This is a genomic window from uncultured Maribacter sp., from assembly GCF_963974015.1.
Classification (GTDB): Bacteria; Bacteroidota; Bacteroidia; order Flavobacteriales; family Flavobacteriaceae; genus Maribacter.
Window position 1 is genome coordinate 18813 of sequence record NZ_CAXBBZ010000013.1, and the last position, 20225, is coordinate 39037.

The following is a 20225-nucleotide window of genomic DNA, read 5'->3' on the forward strand; positions in this document are numbered from 1 at the left end:
AAACAATTCCAAAAATGCAAAAAACCTTATTTTTATTGGCGGTACTTAGTACTTCCTTTTTTACAATACAAGCTCAAAAGAGCGAAAAAGAAATTCTTAAAAATTTAGAGCAAAAAAGTGAAGATTATGGAAATATAGCCCAGAACATATGGGAATTCGCAGAAATGGGCTACCAAGAAGAGCAAAGCTCTGGCCTATTACAAAAGACATTACAAGATGCTGGCTTTACCATTAAAAAAGGAGTTGCGGGCATACCAACTGCTTTCATTGCAGAATATGGTAGCGGAAGTCCTGTTATAGCTATTATGGGTGAATTTGATGCGCTACCTGGCCTTTCTCAAAAAGCGACAGCTGAAAAAGAATCGGCAGGGAAAGCGGCCGGACATGCATGTGGTCACCATCTATTTGGTACAGCATCTACAGCTGCTGCGATTTCAACTAAAGAATGGTTAGAAGCTAATAAATCTAAAGGTACCATTCGTTTTTACGGCACACCAGCAGAAGAAGGCGGTTCTGGAAAAGTATATATGGTTCGCGAAGGTCTTTTCAATGATGTTGATATTGCCCTTCACTGGCACCCTGGAGACGAAAACGAAGCAAATGCTGGTGCAGCATTGGCGAACAAATCCGCTAAATTCAGATTTTATGGTATCTCGGCCCATGCGGCGGGTTCTCCTGAAAAAGGTCGTTCAGCTTTAGATGGCGTTGAAGCTATGGATATGATGGTCAATATGATGCGTGAGCATATTCCTCAAGAAGCTCGAATACATTATGTGATTACGGATGGCGGTAAAGCCCCAAATGTGGTTCCTGATTTTGCTGAAGTATATTACTATGCCCGCCATAATAATCGTGATGTTGTTATTGATATTTTTGACCGTATGGTGAAATCTGCCGAAGGTGCTGCTTTAGGTACAGGTACGACAATGGATTATGAAATGATTGGTGGTACGCATGAACTATTACCAAACCTTACTTTACAGAAATTGATGCACGAGAATCTTTCTGAAGTAGGTGGTATTGAATACACTGCTGAAGAAAAAGTGTTTGCGGATAAAATTGCAATGTCATTAGGAATGGATAAAGCAGATTTAGATACTGCAAAAAATGTTCAACCTTATAAAACGGAAGCTAGGGCTTATGGCTCTACCGATGTTGGTGACGTTAGTTTCACTGTACCTACAGTTGGTTTTGGAACTGCAACATGGGTGCCTGGAACCCCTGCACATAGCTGGCAAGCAGTTGCTGCCGGTGGAACATCTATTGGTAGAAAAGGAATGATGGTTGCAGCAAAAACGTTGACCAAAACAGCTATTGACCTGTTCAAGGATAAAAAATTGATAGAAATGGCAAAGTCTGAATTTCTAGAGCAAAGAGGTGCTGATTTTAAATATATACCTCTTTTAGGTGATAGAGCACCTGCATTAGATTATAGAAATTAGAATTTAATAAGTATAGTTAAAAAAAGTGCCAAGGTTTCCTTGAGCACTTTTTTTATTTATTTGAAGATTTATTGTAACAAATAAACCTTTTATATGACTAATCACATAAGATCAACCAACCAACAGTGAACAAAGAACTTGAACACAAATTTGTGACCGAGCTACAGAACAATCAAAATATTGTTCATAAAGTGTGTACGCTATATACAAACGACCGCGACTCTCACAACGATTTGTTTCAAGAAATTACTATCCAATTATGGAAAGCATACCCCAAATTTAGAGGTGATGCAAAATTTAGTACGTGGATGTATCGGGTAGCTTTAAATACAGCAATTACCTTGTATCGCAAGCACAAAAGAAGGATTGACACCGCTGATTATGAATCAATTATTTTTAAGATAAAAGCGGATGAGTATGATGAAACAGAAGAAGTACAATTAAAATTGATGTATAAGGCAGTTAAACAATTAGGTGATATCGATAAAGCCTTGGTCTTTTTATATCTTGAGGATAAAAACTATACCGAAATTTCAGAAACTTTGGGTATAACAGAAGTAAATGCAAGAGTGAAAATGAACCGTATTAAAACAAAATTAAGAACCATTTTGAATCCATAAGCGTATGACGGATGAACTGGAATTATTAAAGAGAGACTGGCAGAAGAAGGAGTTTGATATTCCTAAATTGAGCTATGAGGATATTCATAAAATGATATGGAAGAAATCTTCTTCTATTGTTAAATGGATTCTAATCATAAGTATCTTAGAATTTACACTACCACATTTATTATACCTATTACCTTCGATGCAAGAGGGTATGGAGGTTTACAAAAAGATTGGAGTTTCCAAATACCTCTTTATTCTTTCTATATTAACGTATTCTGTTGCATTTTACTTTATTTTTCAGTTTTATCAAAGATTTAAAGAAATTTCAGTACTCGATAATTCTAAAAATTTAATGCGTAAAATTATTAAAACACGAAGAACAGTTAAACACTATGTTATCTTTTCATTATCGATGATTGTGGTTACTATAATCATAATGATTATAGGTGTTTATTTGAGTGACAATATTACCCTAGCCTTTCCTGAATTAAAAGAAGGCCTCAAAAACGTATCCCAAGAAAAATTAAAGATAACCGTAATGCTCTCAATAGGTATTTTTGGAATAATACTAACCTTATTCATGGGAGGTATTTACTTCCTATTATACGGTCTTTTACTAAGAAAATTAAAGAAAAATTATAGTGAACTAAGACAATTGGAATTTTAAGACTTTTTCCATTTACGTTTCTTATTTTCCTCTTCATATGCCAATAAGTCTTGTTTTGAAATCACCTTTAAAAAAGATGGGTGCTGTTCAATAGCATACTCTAATTTTTCTATAATTGATTCTGAAGATTCATTATCATAATCTATATGCAATGGTTCTTTGATAACCATTGATTGAAGAATTCCCTTTTTCTTGATTCGAAGGCCTTTCTTATCAAACGAACGCCGAAAACCATCAATTACTACTGGCACAACTACAGGTTTATATTTTTTAATGATATGCGCTGTTCCTTTTCGTAATGGTTTCCAAGGTGTTGTAGTGCCTTGAGGAAAAGTAATTACCCAACCATCATTCAAAGCTTTACCGATGCTAGAAATATCGCTCATTTTAACCTGCCTTTTCACATCTTGCCCTTCGGCCCTCCAAGTTCTCTCTACACTTACAGAACCAGCATACGCCATAATTTTGGTCAACAAGCTTTTTTTCATGGTTTCCGCCGCCGCAACATAATACATGTTCAATTTTGGCTGCCATATATACCCTAAGTTTTTTATAGAATCTTCACGACCGCTCAAACTTGCATTGAATACATGAAACATGGCTACTACATCTGCAAAATATGTTTGGTGGTTACTAACGAATAGTACATTTCTATCCGGTAAGCCTCTTATAACATCAGATCCTTCTATCTCTAATGTATTAAAACGTTTATAGCGTTGATGCGAAAGCAATGCTAGAATTCGAATCAGCCATTTTTTTATAAATAAATTATGCCCAAAAGGGTTTGTCTTAAATAATCCCATAGAATGCTAAAATAAATAAATATGCCTTACAACACCTGCTTTAATAACTCTTTAATCTCGTTTAACATCATTGCAGTCGCTCCCCAAACAATATAACCGTTTAATTTAAAGGCAGGTACTATAATATCGACGGCATATGAGGTAGATAATTTTTTTGATACGATTTTATTTTCGTCTAAAAAATCAAATAAGGGTACCTCTAAAATTAATTCAACCTCATTATCCTGCTTCACAAATGGTTTAGGATTTTTATACAAGCCGATAAAAGGCTGCACAATAAAATTACTAGGTGGAATAAAAATTTCAGATATCTCTTTAATCACCGTTACATCAGTTGGCTTCACCCCTACTTCTTCATGCGTTTCACGCAACGCGGTAGATAAAAGTCCGTCGTCATATGTTTCAGCTTTACCACCAGGAAACCCTACTTGATTAGAATGAACTCCTTTATAGGTTTTACGAAGAATTAGCAATAAATTGGTGTTTTGACTAATTGTAGGATAAAACAATGCCATTACAGCTGCCTTTCTCGGGTTTCGCCTTTTTAGATTTATTTCTTTAAATTCTTCGAATCGACCTTCTGGTGCCATTTTATATTGCGAAGCCTCCCCCGGAAGCGGTAGATCTTTTATTTTTGATATCCGTTGTTCAAAAAAGTTGAAATCCATGAATTCACTTAAATTCTATTTATATTTTATTATTACGTTTATACTTAGTGTAGGTTGCAAAGATACTTCTAAGAAACCTGAAAGTACAATATCTGTGCCCACGGCAACTATAGATTCGACACAAACCGAAACAACCACATCATCGCAACAAGAGGAAAAAGAAAAATTTCAACTTACCGAGGACAATGCCATAGACTTCTTTTTCAATTATGAAAAAACTTTAAAATCGAATAAGGTAAAAATCACTACAAATTTAGGAAGCTTTACGTTAGAATTATATGACAATGTACCATATCACCGTGCAAATTTCATTTACCTAACGCGAAAAGGCTATTTTGATTTCACTCAATTTCATAGGGTTGTCAAGAATTTCATTATTCAAGGAGGAAATTCAGATGATCGAAAAACCGGAAAGAAAAGAACTGATATAGGTAGATACCTACTACCACCTGATACCAGAAAAGGACATAAACACGACCGAGGAACTATTTCAATGCCAAGTAGTGAAATGGATAACCCGCATATGCTAGCATCGCCCTTTGAATTTTTTATAGTAGTTGCAGATCCAGGTTCTTATCACCTAGACGATGAGTATACGCCTTTCGGTAGGGTCATTGAAGGAATGGACGTTGTTGACAAAATAAACAATCAGCCTGTTGGTGAAGGTGATTGGCCCATGCAGAATATTTATATTGAAAAGGCAGAAGTTGTTAAGTAGTAGATGTTGATAAAATAGTCTCTTATAAGAATTGCCGTTTTCTAATTAATTGTTATCGCTATATATATTTGGTAATGAAATTTTTAACCGAACAGCCAAAACCCTCATAACAATTATGGTTAGGATCGCCATTGAATATGGTATGGTATTATCGATAGGAAATTGAATAAGAAGAAAATAAACCAATCCACCTAAAATACATACCGTAGCATAAATTTCCTTTCTAAAAATTACAGGTATTTCATTACATAATATATCTCGTATTACTCCACCAAAACACGCTGTTATAGTACCTAAGGCTATGCACATAACTGGAGATAAATCTGCAGCCAACCCTTTTTCAATACCCACCATGGTATACAGTCCAATACCAATGGTATCGAATAGAAATAGCGATTTTCTAACGTATTTCAATTGTTTTACAAATAATATTGCCAATAAAACGGTAATGACAATTATGAGTAGGTGCATTGGTGTATTTAACCATCCTACAGGTCTAATACCTATTAATAAATCACGCAAAGTACCGCCGCCAACAGCAGTAACAAAAGCAATAATCAGTACGCCGAAGACATCTAATTTTTTATCCATGGCTACCAAAACACCAGATATGGAAAATGCAATGGTTCCTAATATATCAACGATAAAATAAAACATCACTTATAACTTTTGGGTGAAGTAATTGTAGTCTTTAAGAACAATTTCTAAATACTCTATATCGTACAATCCAGAATTTGTTTGCAAGATACTATCAACCTTTTCTCTTAACGCCTTTAATGTCTTAAAATCGCTTCTTTTTTTGGCTATACCAAAAGTTTCTTTGATTAATCGAATATCCTTATCGGTCAATATCGTAACATTGGTAAATTGTGGCACATGCGTATCTTCAACTTCTTCCAATATAGTGTGCGACACAGTTGTTTTGTTCTTTGTGCTAATGACCACGGTACCTGCAGCGGCATCACCTAAACGCTGTCTCTTTTCTGAAAATAGAATGGTTAAAATACCAATTGAGCCTAGAAAAAGCCAAATATCAACCAAGCGCAGCATCCAACGAACTAAATAATTACTCCAATGTACTGGTGATCCATCTACCTTTACCACTCTAATTTTAAGCAACATTTTACCAACCGTTCTGCCATTAAAAATAATATGCATTAATAAGCTATAGAACATTGCCGGTAAGAAAATTAAAGCCATTAATCCTCGTTGTGTCCAACCGTCATCATAAATATAACCGATAGCATCGCCTATTATATTCACTAAAAGGGAATAGACATATAAAATAAAAGCATCAATAAAAAATGCTATAATTCGCTCACCAATACTAACAATGGTATAATTAAGATTAACATTTTGCGTTGTATTGATTTGAAGGTTATTCATTAAGTCTTAAATTTAACAAGGTAAATACTGTTTATGCGCGAAGCTGCTTTTGTAAGGCAAAATAAGGAAAAATGGATAGCATTTGAAAAGGCTATAAACCTTGGGGCCAACACAAATCCAGATGATCTTGCCAATGGCTATATTCAACTGACCAATGATTTAGCTTATGCGCAAACTTATTACGCAGAAAGTAAGACTTTATTGTATTTAAATGGTTTGGCTTCACAAGCTCACCAAAAAATTTATAAAAATAAAAAGGAAAGTCGTAATCGTGTTATTGACTTCTGGCTTACCGAATTCCCACTATTTTTCAAACAATATCACAAAACATTAGGCATTGCCTTCTTGATTTTTGTTATCGCATCTGCAATTGGTTCACTATCTGCATTAAACGATGCTACTTTCGTTAGATTAATTCTAGGGGACGCTTATGTCAATGAAACCTTAAATAATATTGCAAACGGAGATCCCGCGGCAATTTATAAAGGTGGTAGTGAAATAGGCAGCTTTTTAGGGATTACCATTAATAATATTAGAGTAGCTTTTTTAGCCTTTGCCTTTGGCGTTATTACGAGCATAGGTACCGCCTACATTCTTTTTAGTAACGGAATTATGCTCGGTGCATTCATAACATTTTTTTATGCTAAAGGCGTTTTCTTTGAAGCTAACAAACAAATATGGTTACATGGTACTATTGAAATCTCGGTAATTATCATTGCAGGTTGTGCTGGCTTAATAATGGGAAATAGCATTTTATTTCCTAAAACCTATTCTAGACGCATCTCTTTTATGAAAGGAGCAAAAGACGGATTAAAAGTAGTTGTAAGTACTGTGCCCTTTTTTATTATTGCAGGTTTTATCGAAGGTTTTATAACTCGCTATACCGATATGCCCAATTGGTTGGCATTTTTAATTATTGCCGCCTCTTTATTTTTAATTGTATTCTATTATATAGCTTACCCCATAATACTTAATAACAGACATGAAAGACAATTACATACCATTACGGGTAAACCGTGAATTCGGAGAAATAATCTCCACATACTTTGACTTTTTTAAACAGAATATTAAAAACTTCACCAATGTTTTCATTAACTATAATGGTATATTCTTAGTAGGATTATTAATTGCAAGTTATCTATTGGTCTCAGGTTTTATTGGGATAATTGCTCATGAATATAATTATGGGAATGTTTCTGGAGAGATTGGGCTAGAACAAAATTATTACCTTTATTTAGGTTTTGGCGGTTTTCTTTTCTTTGTCATTTTTATATGTGTCGCCGTTTTAAACTATTCGTTATCGAGTAGCTATATAATCAAATATGTAGAAAAGAAAAGTTCAGATATTGATAAGAAAGAAGTGTGGGAATATGCCAAAAGTCAGTTTGGCAATATTATAGTTTTTGTTTTGCTACTTATTCCTATATACCTAGTAATTTTAATGGCTTCATTCATTCTAGCCATAATTCCAATTTTAGGGATTTTTGCTCAATACATTTTGCAATTCTTTATTTCAGCATGGATCGGAGTCTCCTTTTTCGATATGTTAGAAAAGAAAAAGGGAATTACAGATGCCTTGGGTGAAGGCTGGAGATTAGTTACCGCTAATTTTTGGAAATCTGTAGGAGTAAACTTCGTATTAGGGTTACTTCTGGGAATTTTACTAATGATAGCATTAATAGTACCAGCAATAATAATTGGAGTGTATACATTTCATTTGGTTGAAAACAATGTAGATTATTCGCATTCTATAATTACAACTATAATTTACACGTTAGGTACCTGTTTCATATTAATTATAGCAGTTTACGGCCAATGCCTATCTCAATTTGTCAATGGTATATTGTATTATGCTTTACATGAAAAAACATATAATGAAAATACAAGGGCTTCAATAGCCCAAATAGGCCAAAACGACTAATTTGAAAAATACCTTTCTTCTTTTAGTATTTCAATTTGTAACCGTTATCTGCTTTGCACAAGGGGAACAAGACAGTATTGTTAGAATTGATACATCATCTGTTTTGACTATGCGCCAATTAGATGATAATCATTCTAAAAAGTATATAGGAGAAGAATTTAATTACACTACAAAAACTGGAGAATCACAAAACCTTCTAGCTCGTTTTATAAGTTGGGTAGGTAAAGGTCTATATCGCATTTTTGGTATAGAGTTATCACCACAACTGGTTCAAGCTTTAGAATACCTTATCTATTTTCTGTTGGTCATCTTGGCCATTTATTTAATGGTGAAAGTATTGATCAATGAAAAATTCAATTCTATTTTCAATAAAAAGGCCAAATCATTTCACGATATAAATCTAACTGAAGACCATATAGAAACTATTGATGTCAACAATCTATTATGTGCAGCAATAGAAAGTGACGATTACCGACTTGCCATTCGATATCAGTTTCTGCTAACTTTACAAAAACTTTCAAAAAACGATATTATTCAATGGCATTTCGATAAAACGAATTCTGATTACTTAATGGAAATAATACAGCCTAACATACAACAAGGCTTTAAAAAGGTAACCTACTTATATGATTACATATGGTATGGCGAACAGACTATCGATTTAAACAAATATGAAAAATCAGTTTTAGATTTTGAATCTATTAACAAACTAATTAAACTATAAATTGGAGAGGCGTTCAAAAATAATTCTCGGCTTTTTAATTGTGGTACTCGTTGGTATTATCTTGACCGAAATTGTTCGCCCCAGACCTATTAATTGGAGACCTTCATATACTTCAATTTCAAAGATACCCTTTGGATGCTTTGTGCTTTTTAATGAATTGCCTTTACTCTTTCCGAATAGCAAAGTACAATCGGTCGAAGAAAGTATTTATGATGTACTTATAAAAAATGATTCTTCGATAACTTCTAATTATATACTGATTAATGATAATATATATTTGGATGAACAGGAAACGAATCAAATTTTAGAATACGTTGCAAAGGGTAATCAAGTATTTATGGCAACTACAGAGCTAAGAGGTAAATTAGCTGACACGCTTAATATTGAAATTATTCAAGAGTATACCATTAAAGAAGACACCGTAAATGCCGACTTCACTCACAGTGACTTAAATAATAATATTTATAAATTTGAAAGAGGGGTAAATACTACCTACTTCACAAGTTTAGATACATTAAACACTGAGATTTTAGGTCATATCCATTTTATAGACAACACATTTTTGAATAATGAAAAGAACGTAAAACAAGTTAAACCGAACTTCATTAAAACATCGTTCGGCAAAGGAAGTTTTATTATCAACACCCTACCCATTGCATTCACAAATTATTATTTATTAAGCGATAATAGTAACTATAGCGCCAATAGTTTTTCTTACTTAAAAAATCATTTGTTGTATTGGGATGATTATAAAAAATCGGGAAGAAAGGTAATATCATCCCCAATGCGATTTGTATTAAATCAACCTGCTTTAAAATGGAGTTATTATTTAATAATATGTGGACTTCTGCTTTTTGTGATTTTTAAAGCGAAGCGAGAACAACGAATTATACCAGTTATTAAACCTTTAGAAAATTCATCTGTCGAGTTCGCTAGAACCGTAGGGTCTCTTTATCATCAAAGTAAAGACTACACTAACCTAAACAGTAAAAAGATAAACTACTTCTTAACCTATATAAGAAATAGATATTATATAAATACAACAGTTTTAGATGAAAGGTTAGTAACTCAATTAGCAGCGAAAGCAGGCAAAAACATTAAAGAAACAAAATCTTTAATAGACTTCATATTGAATTTGAAAAACAAACCTATGCATACAGAACAGGATACTTTAAACCTAGCACAGAAAATAAACACATTTAAACAATCTTATGGAAGATAATACACAAGATAAAAACAATTTAGAATTTAACTCTAGAATAGACCTTTCTAAGCTACAAGAATCGGTAGTTAGGGTTAAAGCTGAATTGGGCAAAGTAATCATTGGCCAACAAGACATGATAGAATTACTAATTGTTTCTATCTTGGCAAATGGGCATTCATTAATTGAAGGTGTACCAGGGGTCGCCAAAACAGTAACTGCAAAATTATTGGCAAAGACTATGAATGTCGATTTTAGTAGAATTCAATTTACGCCAGATTTAATGCCAAGTGATATTTTAGGTACTTCTATTTTTAATGTAAAAACATCTGAATTCGAGTTTAAAAAAGGCCCTATCTTTTCGAACATTATCCTAATTGATGAGATTAATAGAGCTCCTGCAAAAACCCAAGCAGCTCTTTTTGAAGCTATGGCAGAGCGACAAATAACTATCGATGGTAATGAATTTGAAATGCAACCTCCATTTTTGGTCTTTGCAACTCAAAATCCTATTGAACAAGAAGGCACCTACAGATTACCTGAAGCTCAACTAGATCGTTTTTTATTCAAGATTAATGTTCACTATCCTACTCTTGAAGAAGAAATTCAAATTCTAGAAAATAAACACCAACAGAAAACTACTAATATTGAAGCCCTTATTGATTCTGTATTATCGACAGAACAGATAGCTGCATACCAAAATGTAATAAAGGATATTATCGTAGAAGATAATTTACTGAAATATATTGCTGCAATAGTCAATAATACCCGAACTAACGCAAACCTTTATTTAGGTGCATCTCCAAGGGCTTCAATTGCCATATTAGAGGCCTCAAAAGCAGTAGCGGCAATTAATGGTAGGGATTTTATTACCCCAGATGATATTAAAAAAGTTGTAGGACCCATCTTATGTCACCGTATTATACTAACACCAGAGCGTGAAATGGAAGGGTTAACCGCAGAAAAAATGGTGCAAGATTTAATTCAAACCATAGAAATTCCTAGATAAGTAATTGTGAAAAAGGCGTTCAAAAACATATTTCTACAAAAGAGGTTTTTCTTTGCATTGACAGGGGTAATTCTCTGTTTTCTGGTATCCTATATCTTCGAAAACATTATATTTCTTGCCAAGTCCTTTTTCTATCTTTTCTTGATATTATGCCTTATTGATATACTTCTCTTATTTCTATCGAAAGGTGGTATAATTGCAGATAGAATTGTTTCTGACAAACTTTCAAATGGAGATGATAATACAATTGAAATTAAGGTCACCAATCAATACCTATTTACAAGTCACTTGACAATAATAGATGAACTTCCTTTTCAATTTCAAAAGAGAGACCTTAGTTTTAAAAGTAATTTAAAAACCGGTAATCAAAAACTATATTCCTACTCTGTTAGACCTGTAGAAAGAGGTATTTATAATTTTGGAAATTTAAATATTTTCGCTTGTTCCCCTATTGGTTTCATTGCCCGTAAGTTAACCTTTGACCAAGACAAAGAAGTACCTGTATACCCTTCTTTTCTACAACTTCGAAAGTATAATCTCTTGGCATTTAGCAATAGACTTTTTGAATATGGAATAAAGAAAATACGCCGTATTGGTCATACGATGGAGTTTGAACAAATCAAGGATTACATACAAGGTGATGATATAAGAAACATAAACTGGAAAGCCACAGCGAAAAAAGGTCAATTAATGGTTAACCAATTTCAGGATGAAAAATCTCAACCTGTATATTCAATTATTGATAAAGGTCGAGTAATGAAAATGCCTTTTAACGAACTTAGCTTATTAGATTATGCCATAAATGCTGCCTTGGTAATTAGCAACATTGCATTAAAGAAAAACGACAAGGCGGGTATGTTCGCCTTTAGTAACAAAATAGAAAATAGAGTAGTTGCTGAACGTAGAAGTTCACAAATGAATCTTATTCTTGAAACTTTATACAACCTTAAATCAAATTTTGTAGAAAGTGATTTTAGTAGACTGTATATCGACACAAAGAGACATCTGCCCCAAAGAAGTCTTCTAATACTTTACACCAACTTTGAAACATTAGATGCACTGCATCGTCAACTTCCTTACTTACAAGCAATCGCAAAACAACATTTACTTGTTGTTATATTTTTCGAGAATACTGAGCTCCTTTCTTATACCCAGAAAAAACCAAATAATACATTAGAAATTTTTGAGCAAACCATAGCAGAGAAATTTATTTACGAAAAGCAATTGGTAGTAAATGAATTACGCAAGTATGGTATACAGACCATTCTTACAATACCAGAAGATTTGACTATCAACACTATAAATAAATATTTAGAGATAAAGGCAAAGGGACTACTATAAGCCTACTTTAAAAAATAAGCAGCCTGTAATTCTGAAGTAATATCTCCCGTTCCATTTTCTACAAATATTGGCAAATCTAATTTAGCTACCAAGCAACCACATTTTTTTCCATTAAAACTTCTTCCTCTTCTATTATCATCATTACCTGTAAATACTTCTAATACTAATGCTGATACCACACCACCTAGCGTAGTAAAAACTACATCTCTTGTTTCCCATGTGGCACCCTTTGGTTTATCATAAAAAGCCTCTTTTGCTAATCCTGCAGCTAAGCTACTTCCCACAGCACCAGCCCAAGTCCAACCTCTTTGACCATTGGATATCTTATTCGCAGCATATCCTCCAACTCCTCCAATGACTATACCCGCCCCTAAATGTTTAACGGCATCGGCACTACTTTGAGCATATATAGATGAAATTGAAAATAGTAAATATAGTAAAGCAATTAATTTCATGTAAAAAGGGAATTTTTGTGTATAACGTTTTTCCTGTTTTTATATTATATCAGTCACCTCTTTTATCAAGAAACAATTCAACTTCGATAAACCCTACTTTAAAAACCATTCATGACTCATTTTTACACATACATTACTTGTAAAGCTTGGAACAAAAAAAAACGACTAACTTTATAAATCAATATAAAATAACAATGAAGACAATTTTACATAAATCAGATACCAGAGGACATGCTGATCATGGATGGTTAAATTCATATCATAGCTTTAGTTTCGCGAACTTTCATAACCCAGAACGTATGAATTTTGGGGTATTAAGGGTATTAAATGATGATGTGGTTGCTGCAGGCCGTGGTTTTGGAACTCATCCTCACAGTAATATGGAAATAATTTCTATTCCCCTAGAAGGTGATCTTCAACATATGGACGATATGGGGAATTCTACTGTCATTAAATCAGGTGATGTTCAGGTAATGAGCGCAGGCACAGGAGTTTCACATAGCGAGCACAACAAAAACAAAAATGAACTGGTTAAATTTCTACAAATTTGGGTAATTCCGAATAAAAGAGATGTAACTCCTCGATACGATCAAATTTCTATAAAAAATATAGAAACTAAAAATAGTCTATTTCAAATTCTCTCGCCAAATGAAGATGATTATGGTGTTTGGATTCACCAAGATGCATGGTTTCATTTAGGAGATTATGAGTCTGGAGAAACGGATTCGTATTCTATAAAAAAAGAAGGTAATGGCGTATATATTTTTGTATTAGAGGGTGAAATCGTTGTGAATGACCAAGTATTAAATAAACGAGATGGTTATGGAATTTGGGAAACTGACTCATTTACTTTAAGTACGAATAGTGATGCCAAAATATTGGTTATGGAAGTACCTATGAGTAATTAGCTATTTTGTAGACTTCATAAAAATAAGAGTAAACTATTGTGTTAAAAAAAGACGCCAAATAAAGGCGTCTTTTGGGTTTATTAAGCGGCTACTTTCTTATATTTAGGTGAAATATGGCCCAAGTATAAGTACCCCCTCCGGCATATTTATTATAACTGAAAATAGAAATTAGGTGAAAGGGCCATTAAAGTTTTTTTAATGGTAAACTTATAGGAAGTGATATATTCCTTCTAATATTTTAATTTGAATAACTTGTCAAAAGTCAATAAAAAATCGACAAATAATATTTTTAAAAAAGGTAGACTATTAGATGAATTTGGTCTAATAACATTTATCCCTACTCTATGCTCATTTATTGTATTTGTTGGTACTCTTTTCTTTTATCCTTTTAAATTGCAAATCATCGCGCTATTTATTTCGCTTGGTTTCGGTGTTGGGTTTTTATTGAATCGATTAAAATTCAATAAAGCTACTCGGCTTTATATGACATTATATCCGCCAACAATATTTATGTTTATCATACTATTAATAGGTGGTTTTTTTAGTCAAGCGGTAGGTTTTGCCACCATGGCCTTTTTAGCATTTATAGGATATCGTAGAAACCCGAAATTGAGAATTGTCATTATTACCTATGATATTCTGGCATTTATAATACCAACAGTTTATATTCAGATTCACGAACCTTTATTAGGTGTTATTAATATTCCTTACGATGAAATTCTTGTTTTTATAGCTTGTCTGGCATGGCTTTCATTAACATTTCGAATGTACGATGAGACAAAGACTAGAAAGTATACCAATACTTTAGAAAAAAACAACAGGGCACTATTAGAAAGTGAGTCTAATCTTAAAAAAGCACAAATTGATTTAAAAAATCAAAATAATAAACTGGCTGTATTAAACCATGAATTGAAATTAAAAAATAAACATATAGAGGAATTCACTTTTATCTTAACACATGATTTAAAAGGCCCGTTAAATAACATAAATATTATTGCCAAAGAATTACAGAATCAACATTCATCAGCTAGTTACACAAATTTCGATAACTTTTTAAAGCATTTAGATGGTAGTTCTGCTAGATTGACAAATTTGGTTCAAGGTTTATTAAAATATGCGGAAATCGGCAGTTCAAGTCAAATGGAGACTATAAATATCAATGAAGTCATTAATTTTGTGCTCGAAGATTTATCAGAAAAAATAAAAGAAAGTAATGCCGAAATAATTGCGGAAGATATGCCAGTTTTAATCGGTAGATCCAATGACCTTAGAATGTTATTCCAAAATTTGATTCATAATGCACTAAAATTTAAATCATTGAATAAAGTACCGCGCATTACAATTCGTTCTGTAAAAGTACCTGGCTCTTTTCAATTTAGTGTCGAAGATAATGGCATAGGTATTCCTAAAAATCAACAAGACAATATCTTCAACGCCTTTCACAAATTACATAACCAGGCAAAATTTGAAGGCTCTGGTATCGGACTTTACGGTAGTAAAAAAATTATCAATCACCACCAAGGTCAAATATGGGTGGAGTCTGAAGAACAAAAAGGAAGTAAATTTCACTTTACCATAAGTACTAATCTTATACAACACAATACGGTTGAAGAACCATTAAAATTTTAAAACCCTTTATATGAAACAATTTTTAGCAACCCTATTATTGATACTGTTCACAAATATTGGTATCGCTCAAGAAAGTGCATTGAAATTGGGAATAGCCGGTCTTACTCATGGTCATGTTGGTTGGATACTTAGTAGAGAATCACAATCTGATATTAAAATGGTGGGTATAGTTGAACCCAACAAACTGTTAGCACAAAAACTTTCTAATGAATTTGGCTTTTCCATGGATATCGTTTTCGACACAATGGATGAAATGATAAAAAAGGTAAAACCAGATGCGGTAGCTGCTTTTGGCAATATAAAAGAACATTTAAATGTAGTAGAAATATGTGCCCCAAAAGGAATTGATGTCATGGTAGAAAAGCCCTTAGCCACCAATCTAGAAGATGCTAAAAAAATTGAAGCATTGTCCGAAAAATATAAGATTCATGTGTTAACAAATTTTGAGACTTCTTGGTATGAGACCAATGTAATGGCAAACGATTTATTAGAGAAAGGAGCAATTGGTGAATTAAGAAAGGTAATCATTAGAGACGGGCATAAAGGCCCAAAAAAAATTGGTGTTTCTGATGAATTTTTAGAATGGCTATCAGACCCAATATTAAATGGTGGCGGGGCAATTATGGATTTTGGCTGTTATGGAGCTAATCTTATGACTTGGCTAATGAAAGGTAAACGACCTATTAGTATTACTGCCGTTACACAACAATTACAACCTGAAAACAACCCTAATGTCGATGACGATGCTACAATTATTTTAACCTACAATAATGAAATGGCCATATTAGAACCTTCTTGGAATTGGCCTATAGGAAGAAAAGATATGGAACTCTATGGTACAAAGGGTGCTATTTATTCTGACAACCCTACTCAATTACGATTAAGACTTTCAAAAGGATATAGCGATTATACTGAAGAAACATTTCTTTTAGGGGAACGTGAACACCCTTATAATGATCCCTTTTCAGTTTTTGCCGCTGTCATCAATAAACAGTTAATTTTAGAACCATACAATGTTTATTCTTTAGAGAATAACATAATTACTATGGAGATTCTACAAGCAGCCATAACAAGTTCTAAAACTGGTAGAACCATTAAACTTTAATCAAATTCAACTTCTATATTCTTACACTATGAAACAAATTCTAACTACCCTATTCTTAATTACATGTCTCACAGGTTTTTCTCAAAAATCTATTATAGGATTTTCTACTGAAAACACCGAAAAACAACTTCAACTAGAAAAAAGTTTTGAAGAAAAATTAAATGCCACCAACTTAGATCAGTGGATGCAGAAAATGGCTGCAGAGCCTCATTGGGTCGGTACTGAATTTGGTGAGAAAAATGCTAAATGGATTCAAAGTCAGTTTGAATCTTGGGGCTTTGATACCAAAATAGAAACCTATCAAATTTTATTTCCTTATCCTACGGAAAGGGTTTTAGAACTAACCGGACCTACGAAATATACTGCAAAATTAACCGCAGTTCCTGTAGAAGGAGACCCATTTACTGCGCAAGGTGATGCACTTTTGCCGAGCTACAATGCATTTTCTACCGATGGTGATGTAGAGGCCGAATTAGTATTTGTCAATTATGGTATTCCTAAAGATTATGAAGAATTAGAAAAACTTGGCATAAGTGTAAAAGGGAAAATTGTTATCGCTAAATATCAAGGTTCATGGAGAGGTATTAAGCCAAAGTTAGCTGCTGAAAAAGGAGCTATCGGCTGTATTATTTACTCAGACCCTGAAGATGATGGTTATGGCCAAGGCGATGTGTACCCTAAAGGTGCTTATAAAAACAAAACAGGCGTGCAGAGAGGTTCTGTTATGGATATGCCTACTTACCCAGGTGATGTTTTGACCCCTGGTTATGCAGCTACTAAAGATGCTAAAAGATTAGATCGAAAAGATGCGCCGACCATTACAAAAATTCCTGTATTACCAATTTCATATGAAGATGCGCTACCTCTTTTATCTGCATTAGATGGTACGGTAGCACCTGAATCATGGCGAGGTGGTTTACCTATAACGTATCACATAGGTCCTGGACCAGCAAAAGTACACCTGAAACTTACTTTCGATTGGAAACTGGTACCTGCACATAATGTAATTGCAACTTTAAAAGGCACTGAATTTCCAGACCAATGGGTAATGCGCGGTAATCATCATGATGCATGGGTTCATGGCGCAAACGACCCTATTAGTGGTATGGTAGCCCTTATGGAGGAAGCCCGAGCAATAGGTGAACTAGCTAAAAAAGGTCAGAAACCAAAACGAACCTTAGTCTTTTGTGCTTGGGATGCTGAAGAACCGGGTCTAATCGGATCCACTGAATGGGTAGAAGACCATAAAAAAGAACTGCAAGAAAAAGTAGTTGCCTATATCAATACTGATGGTAATGGTCGCGGATTTTTAGGCGCAGGAGGTTCACACTCATTACAGGCCATGGTAAGTGAGGTGGCCGGTTCAGTTATCGACCCACAAACCAAAGTATCGGTTAAAGAGCGACGTATTGCTGCGAATATGGTTAATGGCGGTGATGATTCTTTTGAATTATATGCACTAGGCTCTGGCTCCGACTACACTCCTTTTATACAACATGCAGGTATCGCAGCCTTAAATCTAGGATTTGGCGGTGAAAATGGTGGAGGAGAATACCATACCATTTATGATACATATCCCCATTACAAAAGATTCAAAGACCCTGAATTTGCATATGGTGTTGCGTTGGCGAACACAGCAGGTCTAATAACTTTACGTTTGGCAAATGCAGATGTACTACCGCTAAATTTCTCACAGTGGTATTCGACCGTTTCAGGATACCTTACAGAAATAATTAATGAAACAGAGAGTATGCGTAAAGATGTTCTTAAGCATAACACAATGGTAGAGAAAAACACATATCAATTAGCGGCTGATCCTACAAAACAAATTAAGAGCCCTACTAAAAAAGATAGGGTACCTTATATCGACTTTTCCCCTTTACAGAATGAATTGGTTTTACTAAATGAATCTATAACCGAATTCCAGAAAACCAATACTACGGCACTTTCCAGCAAGATAAGAAATGAACTCAACAAGAAACTAATGAAAGCTGAACATATGTTAACTTCTGAAAGAGGACTACCTAGAAGACCTTGGTTTAAGCACCAAATTTATGCTCCTGGTTTTTATACAGGTTATGGTGTTAAAACACTACCTGGAGTTAGGGAAGCCATTGAACAAAAAGATTGGAAAGAGGCACAAGAACAAATTGAAATATTAACTTCTACTTTCAAGAGTTTTAATACATTTATTAATGAAATGAACACGAGTATAAAATAATTATTATGGATTCAAAATATAAAAAAGTTTTTGGCGGTAATAGTATAGAAGCCCATAGGGTGGAACTATCCTTAAAGGATAACAATATTGAACCTATTCTAAAAGATGAAAGTGAATCTGCACGTTTGGCTGGTTTTGGAGCACCTTTATCTGATATCATTCAGATTTTCGTTCATGAAGATGAAGAAGTAAAAGCCTTGGAGCTAATTACCCAATTAATTAGGAAAGAATAATATCAAAAAAAAGCCCCCAATTATGGGGGCTTTTTTTACTTCTAAAGTATCTTATCCTTTAGATAAAGGCGTTATTTCTAACTTTCTGAATTCTACAGGGCCATGGTCACCTTGTATCATTATCGGGCCAGCTTCAGCTTCGTTATTATCCAAAGTACCACCAGTCATACCATCGATATTTTGGTTTGAAATAATGGTCTTACCATTTGCAACAATTGTTACTCGCCTACCAATTAAAGTGATATCGAACGATTGCCACTCCCCAGCCTTCAAGGCCACATTCTCACTTGGAGAAAGTAGACCATAAATTCCACCAAAATAAATAGAAGATGCTTCCAATCCTATATTATCTGCTATTTGCACTTCGTAACGACCTCTTAAGTATAAACCACTATTACTACCTTCAGGATATCGAAATTCTGCATGCAATTTAAAATCCTTGAACTTCTCTTCAGAAATAAGGTTAACGCCCGATTTAGAACTCGTTAATACGCCATCAATTACGGCCCATTGGTTACCTTCCTTTAATTTCCATCCATTTAAATTCTTTCCATTAAAAAGCTTTATGGTCTTTCCTTCTTTTGCATTGTCATAAAAAGGTAGAATTGGAGATTTTGTAGCCGTCCAATTATAGGTTTTTCCATCAACATAAATCATAGTGCCTTCAAGTCCGTCACCAACCATTTTTCCTTCAAACTCCATATTAGAAGCTCCTGGTTCCCACTGTGGGGGAATTTCAAATGAGAATAAATCTCCATGTTTTTCTATTTCTGCAATAGGTCGTGCGCTACCGAATGCATAAGTAAACCTACCAATTAGAGTATTTGTACCTGAATGTCTAATTTCTAGCCACGATGGTAATTCCTCTCCTTCTTGATCAATTGTTAAATTCCATTTTCCTTCTAAAGGATGCCCTTCTTGCCCAACCATAACGTTTATGCTTAGGGTAGCAAAACAAAGAAGAGCAAAAACTGTTTTTATTGTATTCATAGTATTAGATGTTTGATATGCTTTCAAATATACTGGAAGTTTTAAAATAGTGTTTCCACTCGAAGAGTTAAATACTATCAAAATCAAAAAAAAAGCATATTTTAAATATCATGTTAATAAATAAACTACAATAGTTTTTCATTATTGATTAATTACAATAATCGTTACATTTAAACTTTAAATCAACCTGAAATCA

At 33.8% G+C, this 20225-nt stretch carries 21 protein-coding genes; 15 read left to right on the forward strand and 6 right to left on the reverse strand.

Annotated features, from left to right (window positions below):
• Positions 1-14 precede the first annotated feature (14 nt).
• From AACZ41_RS14260 to AACZ41_RS14270, 3 genes are all read left to right on the forward strand, one after another.
• Positions 15-1442, forward strand: a complete 1428-nt coding sequence (locus tag AACZ41_RS14260; RefSeq protein WP_339629211.1) for an amidohydrolase — start codon at positions 15-17, stop codon at positions 1440-1442.
• A 125-nt stretch (positions 1443-1567) separates the two neighbouring features.
• On the forward strand, positions 1568-2062 hold the full coding sequence (locus tag AACZ41_RS14265; RefSeq protein ID WP_091626106.1) for a sigma-70 family RNA polymerase sigma factor: 495 nt from the start codon (positions 1568-1570) through the stop codon (positions 2060-2062).
• 4 nt (positions 2063-2066) lie between these two features.
• Complete coding sequence (locus AACZ41_RS14270) at positions 2067-2717, forward strand: hypothetical protein (protein WP_339629213.1); 651 nt, start codon at positions 2067-2069, stop codon at positions 2715-2717.
• Here AACZ41_RS14270 and AACZ41_RS14275 read toward each other — a convergent pair.
• Both AACZ41_RS14275 and AACZ41_RS14280 read right to left on the reverse strand, forming a co-directional pair.
• On the reverse strand, positions 2714-3520 hold the full coding sequence (locus tag AACZ41_RS14275; protein ID WP_339629214.1) for a lysophospholipid acyltransferase family protein: 807 nt from the start codon (positions 3518-3520) through the stop codon (positions 2714-2716). The genes AACZ41_RS14270 and AACZ41_RS14275 overlap by 4 nt on opposite strands.
• A gap of 26 nt (positions 3521-3546) precedes the next feature.
• Positions 3547-4188, reverse strand: coding sequence for a CoA pyrophosphatase (locus tag AACZ41_RS14280; protein ID WP_339629215.1), 642 nt, complete (start codon positions 4186-4188; stop codon positions 3547-3549).
• Here AACZ41_RS14280 and AACZ41_RS14285 point away from each other — a divergent pair.
• Complete coding sequence (locus tag AACZ41_RS14285; RefSeq protein WP_339629216.1) at positions 4187-4906, forward strand: peptidylprolyl isomerase; 720 nt, start codon at positions 4187-4189, stop codon at positions 4904-4906. The two genes, AACZ41_RS14280 and AACZ41_RS14285, sit on opposite strands and share 2 nt — an antisense overlap.
• Before the next feature lie 45 nt (positions 4907-4951).
• Here the strand turns inward: AACZ41_RS14285 and AACZ41_RS14290 are convergent, their stop codons facing one another.
• Positions 4952-5563 (reverse strand): trimeric intracellular cation channel family protein, encoded by a 612-nt coding sequence (locus tag AACZ41_RS14290; RefSeq protein WP_339629217.1) that lies wholly within the window; start codon positions 5561-5563, stop codon positions 4952-4954.
• A 3-nt stretch (positions 5564-5566) separates the two neighbouring features.
• The gene (locus AACZ41_RS14295) at positions 5567-6292 is read right to left on the reverse strand and encodes an RDD family protein (RefSeq protein ID WP_339629218.1); all 726 of its coding nucleotides are present in this window, start codon (positions 6290-6292) and stop codon (positions 5567-5569) included.
• A gap of 33 nt (positions 6293-6325) precedes the next feature.
• Here AACZ41_RS14295 and AACZ41_RS14300 point away from each other — a divergent pair, with 33 nt between their 5' ends.
• Genes AACZ41_RS14300 through AACZ41_RS14325 form a run of 6 tightly spaced genes read left to right on the forward strand, consistent with a single transcriptional unit; the run spans position 6326 to position 12488 of the window.
• Positions 6326-7312, forward strand: coding sequence for a stage II sporulation protein M (locus AACZ41_RS14300; RefSeq protein WP_339629219.1), 987 nt, complete (start codon positions 6326-6328; stop codon positions 7310-7312).
• Positions 7275-8213 (forward strand): hypothetical protein, encoded by a 939-nt coding sequence (locus AACZ41_RS14305; RefSeq protein WP_339629220.1) that lies wholly within the window; start codon positions 7275-7277, stop codon positions 8211-8213. The genes AACZ41_RS14300 and AACZ41_RS14305 overlap by 38 nt, the downstream gene beginning before the upstream one ends.
• A gap of 1 nt (position 8214) precedes the next feature.
• Complete coding sequence (locus tag AACZ41_RS14310; RefSeq protein ID WP_339629222.1) at positions 8215-8937, forward strand: hypothetical protein; 723 nt, start codon at positions 8215-8217, stop codon at positions 8935-8937.
• Between the two features lies 1 nt (position 8938).
• Positions 8939-10159, forward strand: a complete 1221-nt coding sequence (locus tag AACZ41_RS14315; RefSeq protein WP_339629224.1) for a DUF4350 domain-containing protein — start codon at positions 8939-8941, stop codon at positions 10157-10159.
• Positions 10149-11147 carry a MoxR family ATPase gene (locus tag AACZ41_RS14320; protein ID WP_339629225.1) on the forward strand — a complete coding sequence of 333 codons (999 nt, stop codon included), beginning with the start codon at positions 10149-10151 and terminating at the stop codon, positions 11145-11147. Before AACZ41_RS14315 ends, AACZ41_RS14320 begins: the two co-directional genes overlap by 11 nt.
• Positions 11148-11153: 6 nt before the next feature.
• Positions 11154-12488, forward strand: a complete 1335-nt coding sequence (locus tag AACZ41_RS14325) for a DUF58 domain-containing protein (protein ID WP_339629226.1) — start codon at positions 11154-11156, stop codon at positions 12486-12488.
• Between the two features lie 2 nt (positions 12489-12490).
• On the opposite strand, the gene AACZ41_RS14330 is transcribed toward AACZ41_RS14325, so the two are convergent.
• The gene (locus tag AACZ41_RS14330; RefSeq protein WP_339629227.1) at positions 12491-12943 is read right to left on the reverse strand and encodes a hypothetical protein; all 453 of its coding nucleotides are present in this window, start codon (positions 12941-12943) and stop codon (positions 12491-12493) included.
• A gap of 194 nt (positions 12944-13137) precedes the next feature.
• On the opposite strand from AACZ41_RS14330, the gene AACZ41_RS14335 reads away from it, so the two are divergent.
• The 5 genes from AACZ41_RS14335 to AACZ41_RS14355 all read left to right on the forward strand — a co-directional run bounded on the left by AACZ41_RS14335 (position 13138) and on the right by AACZ41_RS14355 (position 19039).
• Positions 13138-13851: a pirin family protein gene (locus AACZ41_RS14335; RefSeq protein WP_339629228.1), complete on the forward strand. Its 714-nt coding sequence runs from the start codon at positions 13138-13140 to the stop codon at positions 13849-13851.
• Positions 13852-14103: 252 nt separating this feature from the next.
• Entirely contained in the window at positions 14104-15480 is a 1377-nt protein-coding gene (locus AACZ41_RS14340; RefSeq protein WP_339629229.1) for an ATP-binding protein, read from the forward strand.
• Between the two features lie 10 nt (positions 15481-15490).
• Entirely contained in the window at positions 15491-16585 is a 1095-nt protein-coding gene (locus AACZ41_RS14345) for a Gfo/Idh/MocA family oxidoreductase (RefSeq protein ID WP_339629230.1), read from the forward strand.
• 28 nt (positions 16586-16613) lie between these two features.
• Complete coding sequence (locus AACZ41_RS14350) at positions 16614-18806, forward strand: transferrin receptor-like dimerization domain-containing protein (protein WP_339629231.1); 2193 nt, start codon at positions 16614-16616, stop codon at positions 18804-18806.
• 5 nt (positions 18807-18811) lie between these two features.
• Positions 18812-19039, forward strand: a complete 228-nt coding sequence (locus tag AACZ41_RS14355) for a DUF2007 domain-containing protein (protein WP_339629232.1) — start codon at positions 18812-18814, stop codon at positions 19037-19039.
• Positions 19040-19090: 51 nt separating this feature from the next.
• On the opposite strand, the gene AACZ41_RS14360 is transcribed toward AACZ41_RS14355, so the two are convergent.
• Complete coding sequence (locus AACZ41_RS14360; protein WP_339629233.1) at positions 19091-20029, reverse strand: DUF1080 domain-containing protein; 939 nt, start codon at positions 20027-20029, stop codon at positions 19091-19093.
• Positions 20030-20225: the final 196 nt, after the last annotated feature.

Excerpts from the sequence above, each read along its gene's own strand:
- AACZ41_RS14320 (WP_339629225.1), top strand. The coding sequence starts at position 10,149 with ATGGAAGATAATACACAAGATAAAAACAATTTAGAATTTAACTCTAGA.
- AACZ41_RS14350 (WP_339629231.1), top strand. The coding sequence starts at position 16,614 with ATGAAACAAATTCTAACTACCCTATTCTTAATTACATGTCTCACAGGT.
- AACZ41_RS14290 (WP_339629217.1), bottom strand. The coding sequence starts at position 5,563 with ATGTTTTATTTTATCGTTGATATATTAGGAACCATTGCATTTTCCATA.
- AACZ41_RS14330 (WP_339629227.1), bottom strand. The coding sequence starts at position 12,943 with ATGAAATTAATTGCTTTACTATATTTACTATTTTCAATTTCATCTATA.
- AACZ41_RS14270 (WP_339629213.1), top strand. The coding sequence starts at position 2,067 with ATGACGGATGAACTGGAATTATTAAAGAGAGACTGGCAGAAGAAGGAG.
- AACZ41_RS14345 (WP_339629230.1), top strand. The coding sequence starts at position 15,491 with ATGAAACAATTTTTAGCAACCCTATTATTGATACTGTTCACAAATATT.
- AACZ41_RS14260 (WP_339629211.1), top strand. The coding sequence starts at position 15 with ATGCAAAAAACCTTATTTTTATTGGCGGTACTTAGTACTTCCTTTTTT.
- AACZ41_RS14280 (WP_339629215.1), bottom strand. The coding sequence starts at position 4,188 with ATGGATTTCAACTTTTTTGAACAACGGATATCAAAAATAAAAGATCTA.
- AACZ41_RS14355 (WP_339629232.1), top strand. The coding sequence starts at position 18,812 with ATGGATTCAAAATATAAAAAAGTTTTTGGCGGTAATAGTATAGAAGCC.
- AACZ41_RS14275 (WP_339629214.1), bottom strand. The coding sequence starts at position 3,520 with ATGGGATTATTTAAGACAAACCCTTTTGGGCATAATTTATTTATAAAA.
- AACZ41_RS14295 (WP_339629218.1), bottom strand. The coding sequence starts at position 6,292 with ATGAATAACCTTCAAATCAATACAACGCAAAATGTTAATCTTAATTAT.
- AACZ41_RS14360 (WP_339629233.1), bottom strand. The coding sequence starts at position 20,029 with ATGAATACAATAAAAACAGTTTTTGCTCTTCTTTGTTTTGCTACCCTA.
- AACZ41_RS14285 (WP_339629216.1), top strand. The coding sequence starts at position 4,187 with ATGAATTCACTTAAATTCTATTTATATTTTATTATTACGTTTATACTT.
- AACZ41_RS14335 (WP_339629228.1), top strand. The coding sequence starts at position 13,138 with ATGAAGACAATTTTACATAAATCAGATACCAGAGGACATGCTGATCAT.
- AACZ41_RS14305 (WP_339629220.1), top strand. The coding sequence starts at position 7,275 with ATGAAAGACAATTACATACCATTACGGGTAAACCGTGAATTCGGAGAA.
- AACZ41_RS14300 (WP_339629219.1), top strand. The coding sequence starts at position 6,326 with ATGCGCGAAGCTGCTTTTGTAAGGCAAAATAAGGAAAAATGGATAGCA.